Origin of the sequence: Enterobacter cloacae complex sp. ECL411, assembly GCF_021869665.1 — a bacterium.
Taxonomy (GTDB): domain Bacteria; phylum Pseudomonadota; class Gammaproteobacteria; order Enterobacterales; family Enterobacteriaceae; genus Enterobacter; species Enterobacter intestinihominis.
The window spans coordinates 89,595-105,763 of the sequence record NZ_CP091487.1 but is presented as its reverse complement, the minus strand read 5'-3'; the positions used below and the strand labels follow the sequence as shown (position 1 = coordinate 105,763).

Annotated in this window: 17 protein-coding genes; 5 read left to right on the top strand and 12 right to left on the bottom strand. The window is 51.7% G+C overall.

The window, feature by feature from the left end:
- Positions 1–20 precede the first annotated feature (20 nt).
- The 12 genes from L3069_RS23390 to L3069_RS23335 all read right to left on the bottom strand — a co-directional run bounded on the left by L3069_RS23390 (position 21) and on the right by L3069_RS23335 (position 11,905).
- Positions 21–1,658: a PP2C family serine/threonine-protein phosphatase gene (locus L3069_RS23390; protein WP_000081059.1), complete on the bottom strand. Its 1,638-nt coding sequence runs from the start codon at positions 1,656–1,658 to the stop codon at positions 21–23.
- Positions 1,658–2,698: a TerY-C metal binding domain-containing protein gene (locus tag L3069_RS23385; RefSeq protein ID WP_045899550.1), complete on the bottom strand. Its 1,041-nt coding sequence runs from the start codon at positions 2,696–2,698 to the stop codon at positions 1,658–1,660. Before L3069_RS23385 ends, L3069_RS23390 begins: the two co-directional genes overlap by 1 nt.
- An 85-nt stretch (positions 2,699–2,783) precedes the next feature.
- Positions 2,784–3,422, bottom strand: a complete 639-nt coding sequence (locus tag L3069_RS23380) for a VWA domain-containing protein (RefSeq protein WP_001253658.1) — start codon at positions 3,420–3,422, stop codon at positions 2,784–2,786.
- Positions 3,422–4,063 carry a TerD family protein gene (locus L3069_RS23375; protein ID WP_000116681.1) on the bottom strand — a complete coding sequence of 214 codons (642 nt, stop codon included), beginning with the start codon at positions 4,061–4,063 and terminating at the stop codon, positions 3,422–3,424. Before L3069_RS23375 ends, L3069_RS23380 begins: the two co-directional genes overlap by 1 nt.
- 22 nt (positions 4,064–4,085) lie before the next feature.
- Positions 4,086–4,724 carry a VWA domain-containing protein gene (locus L3069_RS23370; protein ID WP_001388628.1) on the bottom strand — a complete coding sequence of 213 codons (639 nt, stop codon included), beginning with the start codon at positions 4,722–4,724 and terminating at the stop codon, positions 4,086–4,088.
- 463 nt (positions 4,725–5,187) lie between these two features.
- The gene (terW, locus tag L3069_RS23365; RefSeq protein WP_001176767.1) at positions 5,188–5,655 is read right to left on the bottom strand and encodes a tellurium resistance protein TerW; all 468 of its coding nucleotides are present in this window, start codon (positions 5,653–5,655) and stop codon (positions 5,188–5,190) included.
- Between the two features lie 17 nt (positions 5,656–5,672).
- On the bottom strand, positions 5,673–6,881 hold the full coding sequence (locus L3069_RS23360) for a DUF4236 domain-containing protein (RefSeq protein WP_000506888.1): 1,209 nt from the start codon (positions 6,879–6,881) through the stop codon (positions 5,673–5,675).
- Between the two features lie 10 nt (positions 6,882–6,891).
- Positions 6,892–7,848: an HpcH/HpaI aldolase/citrate lyase family protein gene (locus L3069_RS23355; RefSeq protein WP_040113322.1), complete on the bottom strand. Its 957-nt coding sequence runs from the start codon at positions 7,846–7,848 to the stop codon at positions 6,892–6,894.
- The gene (locus L3069_RS23350; RefSeq protein WP_040113323.1) at positions 7,848–8,927 is read right to left on the bottom strand and encodes a cysteine protease StiP family protein; all 1,080 of its coding nucleotides are present in this window, start codon (positions 8,925–8,927) and stop codon (positions 7,848–7,850) included. The genes L3069_RS23355 and L3069_RS23350 overlap by 1 nt, the downstream gene beginning before the upstream one ends.
- 1 nt (position 8,928) lies before the next feature.
- Entirely contained in the window at positions 8,929–9,702 is a 774-nt protein-coding gene (locus L3069_RS23345; protein WP_001040062.1) for a hypothetical protein, read from the bottom strand.
- Positions 9,695–10,837 (bottom strand): phosphoribosyltransferase domain-containing protein, encoded by a 1,143-nt coding sequence (locus L3069_RS23340; protein ID WP_001282603.1) that lies wholly within the window; start codon positions 10,835–10,837, stop codon positions 9,695–9,697. The genes L3069_RS23345 and L3069_RS23340 overlap by 8 nt, the downstream gene beginning before the upstream one ends.
- A 9-nt stretch (positions 10,838–10,846) precedes the next feature.
- Positions 10,847–11,905 carry an ATP-grasp domain-containing protein gene (locus tag L3069_RS23335; protein WP_040113324.1) on the bottom strand — a complete coding sequence of 353 codons (1,059 nt, stop codon included), beginning with the start codon at positions 11,903–11,905 and terminating at the stop codon, positions 10,847–10,849.
- Between the two features lie 322 nt (positions 11,906–12,227).
- On the opposite strand from L3069_RS23335, the gene L3069_RS23330 reads away from it, so the two are divergent.
- The 5 genes from L3069_RS23330 to terD are packed head-to-tail and all read left to right on the top strand — an operon-like array spanning position 12,228 to position 16,134.
- Positions 12,228–12,809 (top strand): TerD family protein, encoded by a 582-nt coding sequence (locus L3069_RS23330; protein WP_040113325.1) that lies wholly within the window; start codon positions 12,228–12,230, stop codon positions 12,807–12,809.
- Positions 12,809–13,966: a TerD family protein gene (locus L3069_RS23325; protein WP_001054786.1), complete on the top strand. Its 1,158-nt coding sequence runs from the start codon at positions 12,809–12,811 to the stop codon at positions 13,964–13,966. Before L3069_RS23330 ends, L3069_RS23325 begins: the two co-directional genes overlap by 1 nt.
- Positions 13,967–13,988: 22 nt before the next feature.
- A complete protein-coding gene (locus L3069_RS23320) occupies positions 13,989–14,444 on the top strand; it encodes a tellurite resistance TerB family protein (RefSeq protein WP_000007448.1) in 456 nt (151 codons plus the stop codon).
- Positions 14,445–14,466: 22 nt separating this feature from the next.
- Positions 14,467–15,507, top strand: coding sequence for a tellurium resistance membrane protein TerC (gene terC / locus L3069_RS23315; protein ID WP_000255079.1), 1,041 nt, complete (start codon positions 14,467–14,469; stop codon positions 15,505–15,507).
- Positions 15,508–15,555: 48 nt separating this feature from the next.
- Positions 15,556–16,134: a tellurium resistance membrane protein TerD gene (terD, locus tag L3069_RS23310; RefSeq protein ID WP_000116680.1), complete on the top strand. Its 579-nt coding sequence runs from the start codon at positions 15,556–15,558 to the stop codon at positions 16,132–16,134.
- Positions 16,135–16,169 lie beyond the last annotated feature (35 nt).

Genomic DNA, 16,169 nt, shown 5'->3' with positions numbered 1-16,169 from the left:
TCACCGAAAAAGCGTATCCCTTACCACAACACCGCAATAGTGCGGTCATCATGGTTCCCTGTGGAGAAAAAGTTAAGCCAGTCGCCTAACCTCTCAGGCGCAATACTGGCGTCTGTAAGGACAGGGTTGAGCTCATCAACGAGACGGGTCCATTTTTCGTCACTGCGAAGCCCATTATCCGTCTCAAACAGAGGGTCTGAGACGCCGTCTGTCATGAGGATCAAGTGAGATACATCATTCCATTTACCCACGCTGATGCGGCCGCTAAACGAGGGGTCTGCGATAATGCTCTGGTCAAGGAAACGGGTTTGTCCTGCGTATTCTCCGCTATCGGGATTTCCCAGTATCCTGACTTTACCGGAAGGGCTGTATGCACCTATCGCACCATCACCAAGCCAGAATGCAGCCGCAAACAGCTCGTTATCAGTTCGTAGCGCTACAGTTGCCAGAAGGGTTGTTGAATAGGATTTCACAGGTTGTTCTGCACAAATGGCTTCGTTCTGGATACTGTTGACCGCGAGCGTAGCTGCCTGTTTAAAATGATGAAGCATGGCGTTTATTGTTGCCTGCTGATCGCTCCCTTCCCACGCCGTGATGTGCTGCTTTAAATGGACGCCTTTCACACCACTGAGCTGATTTAAAAGGTAATCGCCAGCCGTTTTGACTGCAATCCGGGAGCCTTCCCGGGAATTTACCGCACTACCGGCTCCGTCTGCGACCAGCATGACAGACCATCCTGTTTCCTGGCAGTGGTTGATGTAGAAGTCGTCATCTCTGAAGCTTCCGGCATGCTCATGAGAGCGTCCCCGGCGACTGGCGGCAGCAATACGTATATCACCCCTGACCAGGCCAGCAGCGTCCAGATGGGACTTAGGGTAGGGAGCGTCTGCTGGTGGCTCTACCACCTTCCACAGGCTTCTCGGATCGGGATTGATTATAAATAGCTGTTTTGTTTCACATTCGTCGTGCGACGTGCATGACCAGATTACTGAAAGCTCTATATCGCCGCTTTCGGTGGGAGTACCTGTCAGCAACTCCTGTTCTTTGTCAAAAGACAGGCCAATGTTCCGGGGAAAGACAACGTCCCTGACAGTAGCCTGCTGGCCCTCACCCAGAACGATAGCAACCGGCGAAGAGAAACGTTCGCCTGCGCGGGCGTTGGGGATCGTTATTTTAGCTCTCGGGGGAACGGCAGGTGGCACAGCTAAGCTGGCCCGCTGCTGGCCTGTCGGTATCTGCCCGGGTTTTAATACCAGGGAAGACAGGTTTTCGTCTTCCCTCTGTGCTGGTTTATCAAATTCGTAATAAGGCATCAGCTTCCAGAACGGAGGATGAGGCTCATTTTCTGGCAGGGGTTGCAGTGCTGATGTATCGGTAGCGTCAATGCCCGGGTTATCAGCAACACTTACGACCGTTTGTTGCTGATCGGAAAGACTGGATGCTGACGAGGCGGCAATCTCTGCGTCGTTATCACCTTCGCTAACCCGCGCAGATAAACCCTGTGCAAGGCTCTCAATCCGCTCTTTAAGCCGCATAATTTCTTCGGTAAGGGATGGGTCCTGCGATAGAAGTAAAAGCCGCTCACCTTCAACAGGGTGGCCCAGCTCAGACAGAACTAAGCGGATAATCTTCTCTTCAAGTAAAGCATTTTGCGACATCAACCTCTCCCTCTGTTTACGTCGAAGTTAGTGTTTCCGCCATCATTGCTGAATGACAGACCTGTTTCACACCACGGGCAGATCACGTCATCCGGGCCGTCAATGCACAGCAATTTTCCGCATGAGCACAGGGCAAACGCACTGGCATTACCGCAGTGAGGGCAACCCGGTACGCCATGCAGTTCGCTGGTGTTTACCTGCAAACCGGTAGCGGTGGCATCTGACCATGCAAAATAGTCCTCATCGATGGGATAGCATCCGGCAATATTAAAGCTGTTCAGGTTCAGGCTGAAATCGAGCCCGGAAATCCTTGCTGGTGGCCGTTCATACTTCATCAGATACGGACGACGGGTCTTGCTGCAACGGCCGGTAAGCGTAACGCAGTTTTCGTCGTACGCTTTTACTGGCTCGTCCTTGGCCAGCCGGACTATGTATTCAGTCTGGCTGAGCTCAGGTTGTTTGTCGTCTCCGACGCTGCGGCTGTGCGCCGTAACCGAGGCTGTGATCCATTTGATGAAGCGGGTAAAGTCCCCTTCCTGAGACTCGGTGAACAGCATGACATTCTCTGTCAGTTGCCGCAGGGTATTCAGGTCCGCTGACGGCCCCAGGCCAACGGCAATGAGATTCACTTTACTCGCGTAGTGATCCTTCCAGCGCTTCACTTCTGCGGTTGTGTCGTCAGTCGGACGTCCGTCGGTAAGGAGATACACGACGGGTTTCCAGTCGCCTTTAGCCTCATGAGTGGTTTTTCTGACCTGGGTATCAATTTGTACGGTCAGCTCACGCAATGCGGCCCCAAGGCTCGTACCGCCGCCAACGGGAAGGCGGGGAGGGTAGAACGAGGCAATTTCGTGAAGAGGTACAATCGTACGGGCTACACCGGCAAATGCGATTACCGAAACCCAGGCTGTTTCAAGTGCGTGTGGATCCTTTCTTAAATCTCCGACGATCATTTGCAGACCATCAGTCATTTTTTTCAGGTTTTCACCAATCATGGACTCTGAACAGTCCAGGACAAAAAACACGGGAAGGCGTCTCATAATTTTCCTCGTACGGCTGGTACGGCCAGCAGAAAACGTTGCTGTACAGAAAGGTGCTGCCCGGAAAGCAGCACCTTTCTGTCTGTCAGAGCACCAGCTGGATTTCTGGTGGAGGAGGGGGAAGGGTATCAGTTCCGTTATTGATCCCCGCGCTTGTGCTGCCGGAAGACACGCTGGCCGATACCCATTTAAAGAAACCTGCAAACGCGGTTGAATCTAGCGTCTCCAGAGACACAACCTTATCGGTGAGCTGTTTTAAGTGCTCATGGCCTGCTTTAGGACCAACGGCGCAGGCAATGATGGATCCGAATCCCCGGCCGCGAATCGCTTTTACCGCTTCACCGTACGCCAGGGCATCAGAAGGGGTTCCATCAGTCATCAGGAATACCAGAGGACGCCAGTCTCCTTTGGTATCACCATCTGAGCGACGTACATCCCGTTCAACACACTGCATCAGACATTCAAGGGCAGCACCGGTGAACGTCCCGCCTGCGCTTGGCACAACGATGTCAGAAAACTGGAAGTCTTCCAGCGGCGTGAGAGGAATGAACTCACGCGCCTCATTGTCATAGGTGATAATGGAGATATGAACGCTTTCGAGGGCGTAGGGATCCTGGCGAAGAGCGCTAAGCATCGCCTGAATTCCAACGTTAACGGAATGGATGGACTCACCGCGCATCGAGCCGGATGTGTCGATAACAAGGTAAACAGGCAGGCGGCGCATCACATGTAATTCCTCAGGTGCGAGACAAACGAATCTGATTCTGAAGGCTCACCAATTGCCCTGAGTTTCCAGCCTGTAGCCTCGCGTATCAGCTCGGCAAAAACCATGGAGCGCTGGCTGGCGAAGGCGGGTCCGCCAGAAAGATCGAATCGTGCCATTTCAATATTACGGGCATCTACTGCCCGGATGAAGGCATTCTGAACTTTACCAAAGTGCTGCTGGAGCTTTTCACCATTGTAGATCTGAACGATGAACACAATTTTCTCGTACTGAGCGTCAAGGGAATTCAGGCGCACAATAATTTGCTCATCGTCACCGTCACCGGCTCCGGTTCGGTTATCGCCCGTCAGCCAGATATTTCCTGACTTATGGCGAAGGCTGTTGAAAAAGATGATATCGCCATTCACAAGCGTTGGTTTACCATTTTCCACATTGCCGAGATCGGTCACCTTTCCGGCTGAATTACACAGGAAAGCGATCACATCAAGGTCGTATTCTTCTTCTTTTTTACCAAAGATCCCGCCGAGGAAACCTTTCTTTTCCTCATTAATATCCCAACCCAGGCCGATAGTAACGGACGAGAGATCGTATTCATTTTTTTTCAGGCTTACGCCCTGGCCTTTGCTCAGACTGACAGACATGACATCCCCTTAATTAATAAAATTATAAGACCACGTTTACTTCTGGCGGCGGTGGTGGCAGGTCTTCAAGACCGATCACTTCTTTTTTGCTGGACTCCACTTTCTGACTGCCTACCGAAATGCTCGCACTGACCCATTTAAAGAAAGCTTTAATCGTCGAACTGTCAGCTGTATCGAGCTGAACCACGATTTCAGTGATTTCTTTGAGGACGCTGGTATCGGCATCATGCCCGGCTGCACATGCCACAACAACGCCGGTTCTGGCCGCTTTAAAGTCATTTAGGCCTTTACGCCAGTCATCATTCGGACTTCCATCCGTCATCAGGAATACAAGGGGACGCCAGTCACCTTTAGTGTCAGCCGTCGTTTTCTGTACTTCTTTGGCAATGGAGCTGGCCGTCAGGGTAAGCGCTTCGCCAAGAGAGGTGGTGCCGCTGGCTGTTAGTGCTGGCATCTGGAAACTCAGGAGGTCTGTCAGGGGGACTGCCTGTCGGGCTGAAGAATCAAAGGTGATCACTGACACGTAAGCCGTTTCGAGTGCATACGGATCCTGTTTCAGCGTGGTAAGCAGCGTCTGAACGCCATTCTTAACCGCTTCGATAGGCTCTCCGTGCATAGAGCCGGACGTGTCGAGTAGCAGATATACGGGTAAGCGTCTCAAATGTAATTCCTTCTTAAGAGATCGGAAGAGGAGAGTAGTTTCAGGAAGAGGCCAGAGTTTGTAGATTTGATAAAACGGCACGACATCTGTCGGGTGGAGATTAAATACTCAGAAGCGGCATTAAAGAAATAAGTTAACCACCATTGAATTACCGACATGTGAATGGCCTCTTATCAGAGAAAAAAATTCAGACCGTACTGGAATATAAGATTTCTGAAAAAAACTCCGGCAAAAATAAACTTTCTTATGTATGAAAATCATCATACATCACAGATCTGCATGAATGGAGTGTAAATCGCCCAAAGATTGATGTGTAGCACAAGAGGATGTCAAGACACCAGGTTTTGTAGGCAGAAAGGCGCTGCTGACATTGCGGGAGGAGAATAGATCAAAACTCCGTCACGCAGATACAGAGGTGAAATATGACAAAACCGGGGTTTTCACCCCGGTCTGAGATTTAGCGTCAGGACTTTTTAGCGCTGTATTCTTTTATCAGTTCATCAACGGAGTGCAGAGCCAGCTTCTCTACCGCTTCACTTCGGGTCGAGCCACTCAGCGCAGCCAGACGGTCAATTTTTCTTAAAATCCGCATGCGTAGCGATAATGACACGGCTGTTTTTTTATCCTTATCGAGTACGACCTTCCCTGTGGACTCACCGGTTTTCAGTTCAGCATTCTGTGCGAGCGCTTCATTCATCCGGCGAAGGGTCTTTTTATCCAGCTGGCCCGGATTAACGAGATGGTATGAATGACCTGCCTTGCTGTATTTGATCTCCGCAGAATATGACTCGCGTAGCTCTTTGAGTGCCCGGGTTAATGTCGGCTCTGAGCATTCCAGACTGGTTATAATGTCGGCAGCGGAAACGGGCTTGCCGGTGCCCAGTAAGTTGGCAAGCTTAAAAATCCGGGCCTGTCTGGTATTTAATTGCATCGTAAGATTTAGCCTGCTTAAAGGGTTAGTGGTTCAATAGGCTGAAAAATGAAGGTACTGCTCATCTTTCGAATAACCGGTTGATCGCCTAACGCTTCAACCGGATCAATGTGTTCTAAGCCTGCAAAATTTACTGACGACATCTGGCTGCGACTGCATTTGCAGGACAGGATATACTCATCCTCCAGATAGCCGGTCCGCTTACTGACCCGTTGCGTAAAGCCTGACACAATCACGTTGTCGAACGGTAGCGTATGTAAAACGATACCGACCAGGCGGAACAAGCAGCCATGGACGTGGCGGGCATAGTTTTCGCGTACGGCTTTTTGCGTCATGGCTTTTTCCGTCAGCTCCGTGCCCCGGGCATTAACGCCGTAAATCTTATCAGGGAAATCTTCAATCTCAGCTAAATCAACATCCAGCAGGACTGCTGATAGCTCCGGCTTTACTTCAAATGCAACAAGCGTTTCACGCGGCCATTCAGTTTCTGCCAGCACACCCGCCAGGTATGATTCGAAAAACGCGGCGTCTGTCCGGAACTGCTGCCGGGCATCTGCCTGAGCCGTGGCGAGCCGTTTTTCATGTTCTTCAGCCTCAAACTTCCAGTTTGCATACTGTTCGGCCCAGGCCGTCCGTTGTTGCTGGTACCGGTGCTGTCGAAGGGTATTCTCACGCTCCACATCAATCAGCTCCTGCTGCCACCGGCGAAGATTTTCGGCGTGGCGCTCAGCTTTAGCTGATTCCGATTCAAACCATTTACCCAGAAAACTAATGCCTTCGCTCTCGGCAGGCTTTTCCGGCAATGCAAGATAGTCTGGCTTTTCTGGACGCACCGGTGCCGGAACCTGAAAAGGCGACGTTCTGTTATGCAGGTATACTGCTTCCAGCTCTGCCCAGCTGATGCCTGTTTTGGGATCCGGCGTCAGCTCGTGAATATTACGGATTGCGGTCACCGCTGACATGAGATCAGCGGCTTCCTGCTCAAGCGCCTGTCTGAGCCCCGGGTCGGTAGCCGTCCGGTTCCCACCTCCGGAACGCGCGGCCCGGTCAAGCCGGGTACGGTAACTCAGCCCGGTACCGGGCAAGCCCAGATTGGCATAGGTCCCCCGGCTTCCAAAAGAAACGGAAGCACCTCTCGGCCCGACACTCAGGCTCGGTGCACCGTTACTCAGGTTGAGGCGAACACCAGGAATAATGTTGATCGACTTTCTGAACCTGAACCCCATTATGATTTCCTTAATGATGCTGGGTCACGGTAAGTAATCTGATTCCATCAGCGCTTTGCTCGTTCTGTAACCCATAAAAACTAGCTCTGTCCAGAATGCCAGCCGCCCAGCGGCGATGTGTGGCGGGTTCACACATTGCTCCCTGCGACTTAAACACGGCCTGGGTAGAGTTCAGGATCCGCAGAGCGTCAGAATGCTCACCCTGAGTGACCATCAGCGCGTTTTGAATGACCTCTATCTGACCCGGGTGAATGGCCGTTTTCCCAACAAGCCCATGTGCCATATCAAGAGCCAGCTCTCTGGCCATTACGGCATGATCGTCAATATGCTCACATACGGGCGCGGTCAGGGCAAAATCACGCGGGCCGAAGACCGAAACGAGCATTTTGATGACGTAGCCCATCGGGCTGTCATACAGCGTCAGGTCCCGGGGACGGCGAAGCGACACAACGTTCATAAGATCGTTGCCGCCGATTCGAAGCGCAATAATGCGGTCGTGGCAGGGATGTTCCACCAGACGGGTGGCCAGCTCGCGCATCTGAACCACGTCAAAGACGTCTTCTGTTTCCAGCGTTGGCATCATGCACAGGTGAGTCCCGCCCATGATATCCCACCATTCAGCTAACGAACTGAGGGTAAATTTCGGCAACACAAACCCGTCGACAGCGGAAAGATCATAATGCGCTTTTAACCATCTGCCCATGTCGGCATGCCGGGGGCGAATGAACACCAGAGGCCAGTCATTTTTACCCAGGCTACGCATGCTGTTACTGAGCTCGTGCAGCAGGTGCTCCAGATTTTTGAGGGCGATGGGGATGTCTGCTTCACTGACAGCATCCTCAAGGCAAATTACCAGAGAGCGCAAACCCGGGATTTTCCCATGCAGGACGGCATCAGCAATATCTTCCCGTGTTGCAGGCATGTATAGCGTGGCTCCCAGATTCCAGGGAGAAAGACGATTTTTCATCAGAGTACCTTCTTGATAATGGTTACAGCCCGATACTGGCCGAGGGTTCCCCCCATTTCTGTAACAACTATTCCCTTTTCACGAGCAAGCCCTACAAGCAAGGCAACGTCCGGGTCGTCAATAGAACGCACAAATATATGGTCCGGTACCCGACGCAATACAGCCCGGGTTGCTTCAGCAATACCGGGTTTAATACGATTGACGCTGTCCACTTTAAATTCATCGGCCAGGAACGCGATAACGTCGCAACTTGTCTGCCATAAGATCCGGGCTGACTCCGTATTCCAGCTCAGGGGAGCGAGGGATGTCGGTGTTAACTTCTTACGGAAATGAGCGACGGTATCGACAAACATCCGGCTGCATTCGAATTCACTGAGATGCTCGCAAACCATGCACCCATGTAATCCTTCAGAGGACCATACTGACCGGGAGATCAGACCTGATACCGGCGCACCCATGATGCCAAAAGGAATGAGCCAGTCATCATCACTTGCTGCAAGCCAGGAACAGCCACAGGGATCGGCCAGGACAACCAGTCGCGGCTGCTCAGGATAGCCCGGGCGATCTTTCAGTGCGCGTACAAGCTCTCCGGTAATTGCGCCTTTACCTGTCCATCCGTCAACAAAGACAATACCGCTGGTACCATGCCGCTCTTCAATGACGTCGAGTGCTGCACCGTCAATTCCACGATCCCGGATGATGCTGATGCCGTAATGCCATGAGGTTTTCCCCATGTCACGCAGGGCCTGGTGCAGCATAACGCCGAGCGGTACGCCAGCTCTGACAAGACTGGCCAGTACAATGGGCTCATCACCGAAGCGTTCGGCCAGAGAAATAGCGAGCTGTGTGACTTCTTTTGCAAGCCTCTCTGCGCCCCGATCCAGCGCCCGGTGAAACAAATCAAGATGCCATTGTGTTGGTGCTGGCTCCTGGCTGAGCATGTCTGAATAATGTTTCTTCCCGGACTGAATCAGCTCTTCTTTTTGATCAACCGGCGTCATCTCAATGACAACCGGCTTTAGCAGAAATTCCACGTCACCGGGCTGGTATGAGCCGGTAAATGTTTCATGTGGCTGCATTTTAATTTTCTCCAAAAATTCGCTGTGAAATGGCATCTGCAAACTGACTCTGACGCGGGATGCCAAACCAGCTGCACAGTTTCATAAAACGATGATCGCTCAGGCTGTCGCCCAGACCAATTACGGGGAAAACGCCGCGTTCAGCTCGAAGTTTTTCAAGCAGCCAGCTGACGGCCAGCCCTTTCTCAACCGGGGTGGGTAGCCAGGCCACGTTATTACTGTTGCGGTGGATGTAGAAGCCCTCGGTCGGAAACACCGTTTCTATCTCATCTGCAATGGCATTGAGCTCGTCAAGGCGGGTGCTGTCGCGGTGTTTCATCACCATATAAACCGCCGTTTCACCGTATTCGAAGTTCAGTCTTGCCCAGGCATTAATCCCTTTTGCGTCCATCATTTCAGTTATCAGTCGCTGCATCGATGTCAGCTTTTCCTGATAGGGAGCCAGCTGGCCGAGCATATGGGCCTTCCACTCCTCGTCGGGGTTGCCTTCAGGCGTGAGAATGACGGCCCCGTGCGTGGTGATTGCCCAGGAGTGGAAAGGGATCCGTACGCGGCTGATTTCTTCAGTTCCCCGTGCGGTAACGGGAATGAGTTCAGCCTGCTCCAGAAGCCAGTCCACTAACATGGACTGTTCTTCCGTCATAAAGCTTCGTGGATTCAGGGTACGATCAACGGCACCGGTACGGAATGGCTCCAGGGCCAGCTCGTCCACCATTTTACGACGGGTCTGAAAGAGCGTGTCGTCAAGGTCGCTCAGAACAACGGGTTTATTCATAGGTAACAATCTCCACGACGGGCGCAACCTCAGCCAGCGCCTTAAGAAGCTGCGCGTCAATACTTTCTGCGGGTGTCTCAGTACACACAAGAATGCGGTCAAACTGCTGGTGGGCGACGTTATAGACAAAATTGGGGATGCCCAGCCCGTAGTTATCCGTAAAGGAAATGGCGGACTCAATGGCATAACCAACGGCGATAGGGGAGCGGGTGGTCGAACCGTAAAATGCCTTTGCCCCGGCAGCTTCGAGCCGTTCTGCAAGCAGGAACGGCTCCCAGACGAATTCCCCTGTCCCGAGAACCAGAACACGCTCCCCTTTGCGGACGGAAACCTCATGGCCGAGATCGGCCGCAGGTGCGAGCATCCCCAGTCGACCCCATGACTGTTTCCCCTGGATGTCCCATTCTCCGCGTGAAGTTACGTTGACTTTCGGCATGTCCGGGACCGGTGCATCTGGTAATGTGGTCCATCCCCACTGACCGCTTACAAGAGAAACAGAAGTGACGGGTAAGGTGCTGCGCTCGGACAAGGCTTTGCCACTCCAGTCGGTAAGCGTAACGGCGATAACCTGTTCAATATGTTGAAGCTTGCCGGTATTACGCAGGGCAGAAAGCAGGTTAATAAAGGTATTACCGGTGGTTGCCTCGTCATCAATCAAAACCAGCGTTCGCGCGTTGGTAACACGACGTCTTTTCTCTTCATCATCTGGCAGATAGATCAGATGATCAGTGGCGTGGCTGTGTTCTTCCTTGAACTCGCAAAGCAACGTGCCATCAACCGGGTGACGGGTAGAGGTCAGATATACAGATTCACGATGCTGGTGGCGCACTTCATCAAACACACCGGCCCCAAGCCCAACGGCGGTTTCAGCCATACCGATAAACAGTACGGGCCCTGTCAGCGTTGAGGGGAACTGGCTGGCAAGCTGTCTGTAGGCCTGCCGCATGACTGAGGGTGGCACGGGAATGTGCCTGCCGAGTACTTTGCTGACAAACAGAAAGGCGCGTTTCGGGTTACGTCTTTCAGCGATATCAAACAGGTCATCGAGCGAAACTTCACCCTGATCGCGGATTACCTGAATCGTACCGCATGAGAGGGTACGGCGATAAATCATATCTTCGAGGTTATCAGACATAAACACGCCTTAATTCAAAAGGTTAGAGAGTGATTCCGGGTATGCAATTACATCCGTAATGGCTCTCACCGCAACCGGAGAAAAGGTGTTTTTAGCGCTCTGGCGCACCATATCTTCAGACATCAGACCGAGCTTAAAGGCAGCAAATAACCCAGGAAGGTTCACCCCGCTGTGAAGGGTATAACCCACCCCCCCTGACGGACGCATGTTGGTTTCAAGCAGCACCGGGTTGCCATTCACATCGTTTCGCGTCTGAACATTCACCAGCCCGTCGGCCTTCATAACCCGGGCGCAGTCACACGCCAGTTCCCAGGCGCTACCTTCGTTTACCAGATACTGGATAGCCCCTTCCTTACGGCGTCCCACGGCTGCGAGTATTTCGCCCTTATCCGCGAGGATATCGACGGAAAATTCCGGGCCTGGCAGGTACGGCATCAAAACAAGGGGTTTAAACGACTCAGCAGCTGATGCTGCTGCAATATACTGTTGCGGACTGACCAGACGATGTTCGGGATGATTAAAGACGGCCATAGGCGAAGCACTGTCATCAAAGCGCCAGAATCCCATGCCATAGATACCCGTCACCGGCTTCACGCATACCGGGCTGTCAGTGAACGGCGGGGACGCGAGGTGTGTCTTTAATTCTGCCAGCGTATTCACCCTCCAGGATGGTACAACCGGGAGTCCCTTTTGCTCCATAAACTGAGCAAAAGTAACTTTTTCGTCAGCCAGAGTTAACCAGTCGACGCTCGTTGCACCGGTAGTAAGGGTGGCACCGGTCGATTCAATGGCTGAACGGTGTTCTTCAAACCACTGGCTGTTACGGCCAGTATGAATATGGTGGATGCCGTAGGTCTGAATGGTTTCCTGAATAAACTGGAGACGTTTTTGAGGATCTTCAGGTTCAGTCAAAGAATAATCGGCAACGGAAAGGATTTCATTTCTTTCGTTACGGTGGGAGGCAAAAACGGTAATGGCAAAATTATTTTTTTGTGCAAATGATTTTACCCCCTGAATAATATCTCGCTGGGAGGATAAACCTTCCATAAACCAAATTTTCTTGTTCATTTTTTTTAATTATCCGGAACGTCATGCAAATTTATGATTGAGAAGTGAGTCTATGAGTGTCTAAGCTACATGTCAATCATAATATGATTAATAACTTCTGTGGTTATGAAGTGAGTCAGTATTTTTTGGATTCCAGATAAAGTATTGATATTTAAATTAAACATAGAAAATTAACACCCTGAAAAGGTTTTCTTTTTTATGTTTTTACAGAAAACTACCAAAATTTCCCTTGTCAGAGAACTTCATCATGATATGATTTTCTTCGTCAGTTAATAAACAACCCTTTGATTGTCTCGGTCATTACTATTTTAAGGAATAGAACATGGTTTCATTAGTTAAGAACCAGACGGTATCACTCAGCAAAGAATCATCTGCATTAAGCCAGCTTCATTTCGGTCTCGGTTGGGATCCGGTTAAGAAAAAAGGTCTTCTTGGAGGATTGTTTGGAGGCAACGACTCAATCGATCTCGATGCTGGCTGCGTATTAATGGACAGCACCGGTAAAACAATTGACACCATCTGGTTCCGCAAACTGGAATCCACCTGCGGCGCTGTTGTGCACAGTGGCGATAACCTGACCGGTGAGGGTGACGGTGACGATGAAGTGATTAAGGTCAACCTCTCCCGACTGCCTGCAAACGTTGAATACCTGGCGTTTACGGTAAACAGCTTCCGTGGTCAGTCGTTCAATGACGTCGAAAACGCGTTCTGCCGCGTTGTCGATCAAACCGGCAAAGAGCTGGCTCGCTACAAGCTGACTGAGCAGGGCTCACATACCGGGATCGTTATTTCTTCGCTGCACCGTAATAACGGCAACTGGGACTTTACCGCCCTTGGCCATGCCTGTCGCGGCCGCACAATTGACGATATGCACTCCGATATCGTTTCAGCGGTTATCCGCTAATGAACCTGACGCCGGGGGGCAATGCCCCCGTTCCAGCCCAGGAGTTGCGGGTCCGGATCACCTCGGGCGGCCAGGTGGATGCTTCGGCGTTTCGCCTGTATGCCGACGGGAAGGTGCAGGGTGATGCGGACATGGTGTTCTATGGTCAGCCACGTAACGATGATGGTACCGTCAGCCTGGTCAGTGAAGGCCAGTACTCAACCTTTACTGTCGCGCTCAACCGGCTGAAACCTGATGTCCAAAAAATTGCGTTCACCGTGACCTGTGACGGTGGGCAGACGGTGTCCGGTCTTCGTAATCTTTCCATCGACGTGGAGCAAGGGGCTACCGGCCTGGTTAGCGGCAGTGTCGAACTGAGCGGCCGTCAGGAAGCAGCCTTAATTCTGGGTGAATTTTACCGTCGTAATAATGACTGGAAATTCCGCTTTGTTGCGCAGGGGTTCAACGGTGGACTTAAACCGCTGGCAGAGCATTTCGGCGTAAATATTGCCGACGAACCTGCTCCCGCAGCCCCGACTCCTCCGGTTGTAACCCCTCCGCCAGTTGAGACAAAAATCAGCCTGAGCAAGGTATCGCTGACAAAAGAGAAGCCTGCAATCAGCCTGACCAAACGGGATAACTTCGGTGAAATCCGGATCAACCTGAACTGGCACCGAGGCAGCGGCAAATCCGGCTTTGCAGGCATGTTCGGCTCCAAAGGAATCGACCTGGATCTGGGGGCCTTTGTTGAGCTTCAGGACGGGTATAAATCGGTCATTCAGGCGCTCGGTAATGCATTCGGTGATTATCGCGATGAACCGTATGTTCAGCTCAAGGGAGATGACCGGACGGGTGATGTATCAGACGGCGAGTGGCTGCATATCAATGGACGTGAATGGAAGCATATCCGCGAAGTGCTGATTTACGCCTTTATTTATGAAGGTGTTCCCAGCTGGGACAAGACTGATGGTGTGGTCACCATTCATGTGCCGGATCAACCGCCCATTGAGACCCGCCTGACCGAAGGTGAAAACCGTCGCACATTGTGCGCCATTGCCAGACTCGTAAACGAAAACGGTGCAATTAAAGTCGAGCGAATTAACCAGTACTTCAAAGGCCAGGACGAAATGGACCGGGCATTTGGCTGGGGATTTCGCTGGAGCGCCGGTTCTAAATAACACAGCAACAAAGGAAACAGGTATGAGCTTTTTCGACAAGGTAAAAGGTGCCATTAACTCTGGCCGGGACGAACTGACCCGCCAGGTTGGCCGTTTCAAAAACAAAAAATTTATGCACGGCACCGTTGCTGTATGTGCCCGTATTGCCGTATCGAGTGACGGCGTGAGTTCGGAAGAAAAGCAGAAAATGATGGGCTTTCTTCGCTCTTCAGAAGAGCTGAAGGTATTCGATACCAATGAGGTGATCGAGTTCTTCAATAAACTGGTTTCAAGCTTCGATTTCGATGTTGAAATCGGCAAGGGCGAAACCATGAAATACATCCTGGCGTTGAAAGATCAGCCTGAGGCCGCTCAGCTGGCCTTACGTGTTGGTATTGCCGTTGCAAAAAGTGACGGTAACTTCGATCAGGACGAGAAACTGGCCTCCCGCGAGATCGCTATCGCGTTGGGCTTCGACCCGGCTGAATTTGGCCTCTGATCCACATCCCTAAGGGTAAAATATGGTTTCCACACACATCGGCTTCCCGACTGAAACGGTCATTGTTTTTATTGCGCTTTCAGTCGGTGCCATCTTTATTGACCTGTTTATGCACCGTGATGACAAGCCAATCTCGCTTAAGAGTGCGGCGCTCTGGTCCGTATTCTGGGTTGTGGTTGCGATGGCATTTGCCGGTTTCCTCTATATCCACCACGGTGCTGAGGTTGCCAGTCTGTTTGTCACGGGTTATGCGCTGGAGAAAGTGCTGTCGGTCGACAACCTGTTCGTCATGATGGCCATCTTCTCCTGGTTCGCCGTTCCGGATCGTTATCGCCACCGTGTTCTCTACTGGGGGATCATTGGTGCCATTGTCTTCAGGGGCATCTTTGTCGCCATCGGTACGAGCCTGCTGAGTCTGGGGCCGTACGTTGAAGTTGTCTTCGCTATTATCGTTGCCTGGACGGCGGTCATGATGCTTAAAAGCGGTGATGACGATGATGAAATTGAGGATTACTCCCAGCATCTGGCTTACCGCATGGTTAAACGCTTCTTCCCTATCTGGCCGAAGCTCAGAGGGCATGCCTTCCTGCTTAACCAGAAGGAAGTGGATGCCGAACTGGCGAAACCAGAAAACAGCGATGTCACCATTGGCCGTGGTAAAAAAGCGGCGCTATATGCGACCCCGCTGTTCCTGTGTGTGGCTGTGGTTGAACTCTCGGACGTAATGTTCGCGTTTGACTCGGTACCGGCAATCATTGCCGTCAGTCGTGAACCGCTTATCGTCTATAGTGCCATGATGTTTGCTATCCTGGGCCTGCGTACTCTGTATTTTGTCCTTGAGGCACTGAAACAGTACCTGGTTCATCTGGAGAAGGCCGTTATCGTGCTGCTGTTCTTCATCGCGGCAAAACTCGGCCTGAATGCGACCGATCACATCTGGCATCATGGTTACAGCATTGCGGCTACAACCAGCCTGTATGTTGTACTGGGTGTACTGGCGCTGGGCATTCTCGCAAGCGTCATGTTCCCGGGCAAACCTGAATCTGAGGAAAAGGGGAGTTAATCCCCTTAAGTGTTAACCTGAACAATTACTAATCGAAGAGGTTATTTTATGAGTGTTTCTCTTTCCAAAGGCGGGAACGTCTCCCTGAGTAAAGCAGCTCCGTCAATGAAAAACGTCCTGGTGGGCCTTGGCTGGGATGCGCGTTCAACAGACGGTCAGGACTTTGACCTGGATGCTTCAGCATTCCTGCTGGCCTCAAACGGCAAAGTGCGCGGCGATTCAGATTTCATCTTCTATAACAACCTGACGTCATCCGACGGTTCCGTAACGCACACCGGCGATAACCGCACCGGTGAGGGCGATGGTGATGATGAATCGCTGAAAATTAAACTGGACGCCGTCCCGTCTGAAGTTGACAAGATCATCTTCGTTGTGACCATCCACGATGCTCAGGCTCGTCGCCAGAGCTTTGGTCAGGTATCCGGTGCGTTTATTCGTCTGGTTAATGACGATAACCAGACTGAAGTCGCTCGCTACGATCTGACCGAAGATGCGTCCACTGAAACCGCCATGCTGTTTGGCGAGCTGTATCGCCACAATGGTGAGTGGAAATTCCGCGCAGTAGGCCAGGGTTATGCTGGTGGTCTGGCATCTGTATGTGCTCAGTACGGCATTAACGCGTCCTGATCGAAAAGTAACTTTTCATATCCGGGGCTGTTAAT